The following is a 3,455-nucleotide window of genomic DNA, read 5'->3' as shown; positions in this document are numbered from 1 at the left end:
TTCCGGTGTGTGTTGTTTGAGAATTGCACAGTGGACGCGAGCATCTTTGTTGTAAGTAATGAAGAGCGTACGGTGGATGCCTTGGCACCAGGAGCCGATGAAGGACGTAGGAGGCTGCGATAAGCCTCGGGGAGCTGTCAACCGAGCTGTGATCCGAGGGTGTCCGAATGGGGAAACCCAGCACGAGTGATGTCGTGTTACCTGCACCTGAATATATAGGGTGTGTGGAGGGAACGTGGGGAAGTGAAACATCTCAGTACCCACAGGAAGAGAAAACAATAGTGATTCCGTGAGTAGTGGCGAGCGAAAGCGGATGAGGCCAAACTTTGTGCGTGTGATACCCGGCAGGGGTTGCGTATGGAGGGTTGTGGGGTTTGCATTGTCGATTCTGCCGGATCGGCCGACAGTGAGAAATTGTGGTGTTAGTCGAAGTGGTCTGGAACGGCCTGTCGTAGAGGGTGAGAGTCCCGTAGACGAAAACATTGCAACTGTCGTTGTGGATACCCAAGTAGCAGCGGGCCCGTGAAATCTGCTGTGAATCTGTCGGGACCACCCGATAAGCCTGAATACTCCCTGGTGACCGATAGCGGACTAGTACCGTGAGGGAAAGGTGAAAAGTACCCCGGGAGGGGAGTGAAATAGTACCTGAAACCGTGCGCTTACAATCCGTCAAAGCCGGTGCATGATTCGTCATGGCTGGTGATGGCGTGCCTTTTGAAGAATGAGCCTGCGAGTTAGTGGCATGTCGCGAGGTTAACCCGTGTGGGGTAGCCGTAGCGAAAGCGAGTCCGAATAGGGCGTATCACCGCAAGGTGTGTAGTGGCGTGTTCTAGACCCGAAGCGGAGTGATCTACCCATGGCCAGGTTGAAGCGACGGTAAGACGTCGTGGAGGACCGAACCCACTTAGGTTGAAAACTGAGGGGATGAGTTGTGGGTAGGGGTGAAAGGCCAATCAAACTCCGTGATAGCTGGTTCTCCCCGAAATGCATTTAGGTGCAGCGTCACGTGTTTCTCACCGGAGGTAGAGCTACTGGATGGTCTAGGGGGCCTACAAGCTTACCGAAATCAGCCAAACTCCGAATGCCGGTGAGTGAGAGCGTGGCAGTGAGACTGCGGGCGATAAGGTTCGTAGTCGAGAGGGAAACAGCCCAGATCGCCAGCTAAGGTCCCTAAGCGTGTACTAAGTGGAAAAGGATGTGGGGTCGCGAAGACAACCAGGAGGTTGGCTTAGAAGCAGCCACCCTTGAAAGAGTGCGTAATAGCTCACTGGTCAAGTGATCCTGCGCCGACAATGTAGCGGGGCTCAAGTACACCACCGAAGCTGCGGCACTCACACAACAGCCCCATGCAGGTCTGCGGATCTGTGTGCAGGTGTGTGGGTGGGTAGGGGAGCGTCGTGCAGCCATGGAAGCATCGGAGTGATCCAGGTGTGGAGGCTGCGCGAGTGAGAATGCAGGCATGAGTAGCGAAAGACGAGTGAGAAACTCGTCCGCCGAATGACCAAGGGTTCCTGGGCCAGGTTAATCCGCCCAGGGTGAGTCGGGACCTAAGACGAGGCCGACAGGCGTAGCCGATGGACAACGGGTTGATATTCCCGTACCCGTGTAACCGCGCCCATGGTGAATCAGTGATACTAACCACCCTGAATCTCGCTTACTTCACGCCTTCGGGTGTGCGGGGGCGGGTGGATGCGTGGGACCTGATCTGGTAGTAGCCAAGCGATGGGGTGACGCAGGAAGGTAGCTGGGCCAGTCAGTGGTTGTACTGGTGTAAGCCTGTAGGGCGAACGGTAGGCAAATCCGCCGTTCATCAAGCCTGAGAGGTGATGCGTAGCCGATTGAGGCGAATTCAGTGATCCTATGCTGCCGAGAAAAGCCTCTAGTGAGTTGTTACACGGCCCGTACCCCAAACCGACACAGGTGGTCAGGTAGAGAATACTAAGGCGATCGAGATAACTATGGTTAAGGAACTCGGCAAAATGCCCCCGTAACTTCGGGAGAAGGGGGGCCCCTGCCGGTGATCACTCTTGCAGTGTGAGCTGGTGTGGGCCGCAGAGACCAGTGAGAAGCGACTGTTTACTAAAAACACAGGTCCGTGCGAAGTCGTAAGACGATGTATACGGACTGACGCCTGCCCGGTGCTGGAAGGTTAAGAGGACCGGTTAGCCAGTGATGGCGAAGCTGAGAATTTAAGCCCCAGTAAACGGCGGTGGTAACTATAACCATCCTAAGGTAGCGAAATTCCTTGTCGGGTAAGTTCCGACCTGCACGAATGGCGTAACGACTTCTCAGCTGTCTCAACCATAGACTCGGCGAAATTGCATTACGAGTAAAGATGCTCGTTACGCGCGGCAGGACGAAAAGACCCCGGGACCTTCACTACAGCTTGGTATTGGTGTTCGGTTCGGTTTGTGTAGGATAGGTGGGAGACTGTGAAGCGGTGACGCCAGTTACTGTGGAGTCGTTGTTGAAATACCACTCTGATCGTATTGGATACCTCAACCTCGGACCATGATCTGGTTCAGGGACAGTGCCTGGTGGGTAGTTTAACTGGGGCGGTTGCCTCCTAAAATGTAACGGAGGCGCCCAAAGGTTCCCTCAGCCTGGTTGGCAATCAGGTGTCGAGTGCAAGTGCACAAGGGAGCTTGACTGTGAGACTGACAAGTCGAGCAGGGACGAAAGTCGGGACTAGTGATCCGGCACCGGCAAGTGGAAGCGGTGTCGCTCAACGGATAAAAGGTACCCCGGGGATAACAGGCTGATCTTCCCCAAGAGTCCATATCGACGGGATGGTTTGGCACCTCGATGTCGGCTCGTCGCATCCTGGGGCTGGAGTAGGTCCCAAGGGTTGGGCTGTTCGCCCATTAAAGCGGCACGCGAGCTGGGTTTAGAACGTCGTGAGACAGTTCGGTCTCTATCCGCCGCGCGCGTAAGAAACTTGAGGAAGGCTGTCCCTAGTACGAGAGGACCGGGACGGACGAACCTCTGGTGTGCCAGTTGTTCCACCAGGAGCACCGCTGGTTGGCTACGTTCGGAAGGGATAACCGCTGAAAGCATCTAAGCGGGAAGCCTGTTCCAAGATGAGGTTTCTCACCCCCTCGAGGGGGTAAGGCCCCCGGCAGACCACCGGGTTGATAGGCCAGAACTGGAAGCCCAGTAATGGGTGCAGGTGACTGGTACTAATAGGCCGAGGACTTACCACAAAGAAGCTACGCGTCCACTGTGCAATATCTGAAACAACACACGTTTCAGCACAACAATTGAATGAACCCAGTACGTCACCGATCCAGATCCGGTGGCACCGCTGATGTTCCGTGTGTAACTGTTTCGCAGAGTTACGGCGGCCATAGCGGAGGGGAAACGCCCGGTCCCATTCCGAACCCGGAAGCTAAGCCCTCCAGCGCCGATGGTACTGCACTCGACAGGGTGTGGGAGAGTAGGACACCGCCGAACAC

General features: G+C 55.5%; 2 rRNA genes. Both read left to right on the top strand.

The window, feature by feature from the left end:
- Positions 1-49: 49 nt before the first annotated feature.
- Positions 50-3,203 (top strand): 23S ribosomal RNA (locus CH276_RS08240).
- 133 nt (positions 3,204-3,336) lie between these two features.
- Positions 3,337-3,453 (top strand): 5S ribosomal RNA (gene rrf, locus CH276_RS08235).
- Positions 3,454-3,455 lie beyond the last annotated feature (2 nt).

The organism is Rhodococcus sp. 06-470-2 (assembly GCF_002258235.1).
Classification (GTDB): Bacteria; Actinomycetota; Actinomycetes; order Mycobacteriales; family Mycobacteriaceae; genus Rhodococcoides.
Note: the sequence above shows the minus strand (reverse complement) of the source record. Positions and strands in the feature narration are given on the sequence as shown.